This window comes from Borrelia persica No12 (assembly GCF_000500045.1).
GTDB classification, from domain to species: domain Bacteria; phylum Spirochaetota; class Spirochaetia; order Borreliales; family Borreliaceae; genus Borrelia; species Borrelia persica.
In genome coordinates this window covers 1-3,669 of record NZ_AYOT01000190.1, presented here as the reverse complement: position 1 = coordinate 3,669, position 3,669 = coordinate 1, and the positions used below count along the sequence as shown (strand labels likewise).

The window sequence follows — 3,669 nt, the reverse complement described above, 5'->3', positions numbered from 1 at the left end:
ATAAAAATCAGCTTTTTTCATAAGCATTTCTGAGTTCTCTTTAGAATTCTTTTCTTTTTTATAGCTTATTTTAGCTTTATTAATTACATGCGGATTTTGCTCATGCGACATTACGGTTGTATGTTTCTGTTCATTATGTTTGTTTAAATTAGGTTGACTTTCATATGTTTTAGGATTTTCATCTTTTGTAGAGTTTGTATTCCAATGCTGCATTGTATCTTCTATATCTTGGTGAAAATCGCTGACGATTCTTCTATTTTTTAGATTTTCTTTCAGACGTTCTTTTAGATATTCGAAAATTATTTCTTTGTGTCTGTGTACAAATTTTATGTTCTGTATATAGTGGGAGATGCTTCCATTGCCAACGCCAAGCCTTCTGATTTTGGATTTAATCAATCCGATTTCATTTAGAATTTGGATGTCTCTTTCAATAGTTCGTTTACATACCTTTTTATATCCATCGTTTTCTAATAGTTTACTTACCATATTTTGTATATCGCTAGCTGAGTATTCTTCAATACCACTTGATTTTTTGTAATTTTGATTTTTAGTGTCTATTGTCCAATAGATCTTAAGCATTCTCTTATATCGTTTGAATGTTTTGATTATTTGTAATTTGACTTGAGATATGGGGATATTTGTTATCTCAGGTGATGTTTTATATTTGTTTAGGTCAATAAGACTTTTTAGTATTGATTTAATTTGGCTTTTTGTGCCGTTTGATTTGAATTTTTTTTCATCTTTTGATAAACTATTCATATGTTCCTTTAATCCAAAGGTTTAGATTTTATGTTTGCCTTGGATTATATTTTTTATTGTATATAAAAATTTCACTTTTGACTAGTCGGGTCGAAGTGATTTTTTTATATAATTTTTTGCTTTATCAATCTTATCAAAATAGCAAAAATCGTTATTAAAGATTTTTTTACAGTAAATAACAGTAAAAAGAGTGATTGGGGAAAATATAGGTGTTGTAGTAAGGGAACAGATAATTGATAAACGGATATTGAAGAGGTCAGTTAAGTTTGGGGAGAATTAAAAAAGATTGTCATAGTTTGACGTTTTGGTAGGTGAATTATCAGTTACTATGTTTTTTTTAGCAGTTTTGAAGATAGTAAGGTGTATAATTCTCATTATTTAGATTATAAAATGAGTATGTTTGAAACTAAGTTTGATGAAAAAGATAGATTCAGTTCAGATTGGTCTTGATGAGAAAAATATATTAACTTGTGATGTTAAGATAGGCAAATTTGATGTTAAGATAGATGAATTGAGTATTGATTTATGGTAAATTTAATATCAGTTGTCTTTGATTAAGAGTAAGTTATTAGGATTAAGGATAGTTAAGGATAGTTATTTTATCTTTGACGGTTATTTTTAAACTTGATGAGTCATATTTGTAGAGAAGTATTTGTGATATTAGGAAAATATTGAGGTGTGTTGTAATTTCATGGAAGGATAATCACTTAACGAAAGGTATTATCCTTCCATGTTGATTTTCTATGTTGATTATTGTCATCACAAAGTTGTAGAAGGTACGTTATTGTTTCTTATAATATAGTAACATAATTGGAGAGAGGTTTTTGATGATGAGTAAATATGATAAACAAGGTATAAATGTTGAATTTAGTATTATAGATTCTTGGAGATTTTGTGTTGAATTTTTTATTCGTAACATTTGGTTAATCATGTTTGCTTTGTTTTTATTTTTCTTTAATGTATTGCATTCTTATAGAGGGATTGTAAGTTATAATGTTGGCAAACCATTGTAACTTGTATTTAACATTACCATTTACAATAGTTATTATAATGGTACCATCTTCAATGTTATTGTGTTTTCTGTATTTGTTCAGAGAGTGTGTAGTTGATGGTGTTATAAAAGCTTCAGTGTTTGTGTACTTAGAAAAAGTTTCAATATTTTTGTTGTTAGTGATAGAATTTGTAATTCAGTCTATGAGTTCGTGGATGAGTTTTGAAATTTTTTTTAGTCTGATGTTTGAGGATACTATTAGGGATGCTGTTTTGAGTGTTAAAAAAAAGTCAGAGTGAGCAAGAAGAAAGGTATTCGTAAATTACTTTCTGATAAAGAAAGGATAATAGAGAGTGAAATAATTAGTGTTGATGTTAAGATAAAGAATAATAATGATCGAATAGAATAAGCATTGAAATTTGGACTATACATATAAGACTATGAAAAAAGATTATTTGAGAGGACTTGAAAATGCAAAAACAGAAAATAAGGTTTTGTTTCATTAAAGGGATGAATATTTGAATTCTTTAAAAGATTTGCGTTTCAGGCTTAGTAATTTGATCGAAACAATAGCTGTAAATAACAATCGGTTTAAGGCTGCAAATGTATTGAATGGAACATCTGTTGTTATTGCTAAAGATGATTATCTTAATATAAAATATAATTTTTGTTTATTCATTATTATTGTTGTCTATCTGTTTGGATATATTGTTAGCAATGGTGTTCTGTATTATACAAAATTCTTATCATAAGTTTTATGCAGAAAAGTCAGTGTTTTTATGTGGTGTTGTTGAGTATAGTAGTGGTAGTGTGTAAACCGCAGTTGCTGTTCCTTTTTTTCATTTTAGTAGTTTAAAGGGGTTAAGAGAGTTATGACTTTTTAGCTAATTTGTACCAGCATTAGCTTTTATAATTTTACCAATTGGTACTCTATCAAGTAGTACTAGAACTTAAAATTGACTCCTAGCTTTTTTTTATCCACTTATTATATTGTGAGATCTTTTTTTAATAGGCCAGGAAGGAGGAAAAAGGGATATGAGAGGAATGAGACAAATAAAAAGGAAAGAAGAAATGAGAGGGGGTATTGGGAAGATGAAGACGATTATCAAGAGAAGTTTGATTATTATGATGATTTTGGGAATTATGGGATGTAATAGTGGAGTATTGGAAGAAGAGAAGTCGAAGAATAAATTTTTACAATCTTTAGTGAATTTAGGGAATGATTTTTTAAATGTTTTTACTTCTTTTGGCGATATTGTTGGGAGTGTATTGGGATTAAATTTGGAGAGTAAGAAATCCGATGTGGGGAAATATTTTAAGAAAGTTCAGGATACTGTGCAAGGGACAAAGGATAAGCTTGAAAAAATTGTTGCTGACATGAGAACTAAAGGGAATCCGAATGCGCTTGGAGTAGAGAATGCAGTAAATAAATTTGTTAGTGAAATTCTTGATAAGGTTATTGATGGAGCTAAAACTGCTAGTGAGGCTATTGGTACTGATGGTGATGAACTAATTGGTAATGTTGCTGCTCAGAATAACGCTGGTGCTGCTGGGAATGTTACGAATTTAATAAAGGGAATTAAGTCAATAGTAGATGTGTCACTTAAAGGTTTGGGAAGTGATGAATCGGGAGATGATAAAAAAGCTTCAGATGGTTCTACTGCAAGAACTAATGGCAATGCTGCTGATGGTGAAGCAGCTAAATTATTTGTTACTGGTAATGGTGCTGCTGGAGCTCAAGCTAATGCCAAAAAAGTTGTTACTGATGCAGCCAAAGCAGTTGGGGCGGTAACTGGTGCTGATATCCTGCAAGCTATGGTTAAAGATAATGGTAAATCAGCTAAGTTAGCTGAAAATAATGATGCTAATGCTAATATTGGTGTTTCCCCTAAAGATGCGGTTATAGCAGGAGGTATAGC

The 3,669-nt window shown here is 30.0% G+C and carries 6 protein-coding genes; 5 read left to right on the top strand and 1 reads right to left on the bottom strand.

Features of this window, described 5'->3' with window-relative positions; all coding sequences use genetic code 11:
- The coding region (locus U881_RS11030) for a plasmid maintenance protein (protein WP_024653792.1) at positions 1-759 on the bottom strand (759 nt) is incomplete at its 3' end.
- Between the two features lie 400 nt (positions 760-1,159).
- Here U881_RS11030 and U881_RS13565 point away from each other — a divergent pair.
- From U881_RS13565 to U881_RS0107010, 5 genes are all read left to right on the top strand, one after another.
- A complete protein-coding gene (locus tag U881_RS13565; protein WP_268744159.1) occupies positions 1,160-1,291 on the top strand; it encodes a hypothetical protein in 132 nt (43 codons plus the stop codon).
- A gap of 295 nt (positions 1,292-1,586) precedes the next feature.
- A complete protein-coding gene (locus tag U881_RS13360; protein ID WP_024653791.1) occupies positions 1,587-1,772 on the top strand; it encodes a hypothetical protein in 186 nt (61 codons plus the stop codon).
- The gene (locus U881_RS13355; RefSeq protein ID WP_024652928.1) at positions 1,753-2,049 is read left to right on the top strand and encodes a hypothetical protein; all 297 of its coding nucleotides are present in this window, start codon (positions 1,753-1,755) and stop codon (positions 2,047-2,049) included. The genes U881_RS13360 and U881_RS13355 overlap by 20 nt, the downstream gene beginning before the upstream one ends.
- A gap of 219 nt (positions 2,050-2,268) precedes the next feature.
- Entirely contained in the window at positions 2,269-2,502 is a 234-nt protein-coding gene (locus U881_RS0107015; RefSeq protein WP_024653790.1) for a hypothetical protein, read from the top strand.
- A 340-nt stretch (positions 2,503-2,842) separates the two neighbouring features.
- The coding region (locus U881_RS0107010; protein ID WP_038363959.1) for a variable large family protein at positions 2,843-3,669 on the top strand (827 nt) is incomplete at its 3' end.

Bases quoted from the DNA above. Each gene is read 5' to 3' on its own strand.
- U881_RS13360 (WP_024653791.1), top strand. From the start codon at position 1,587: ATGATGAGTAAATATGATAAACAAGGTATAAATGTTGAATTTAGTATT.
- U881_RS13355 (WP_024652928.1), top strand. From the start codon at position 1,753: ATGTTGGCAAACCATTGTAACTTGTATTTAACATTACCATTTACAATA.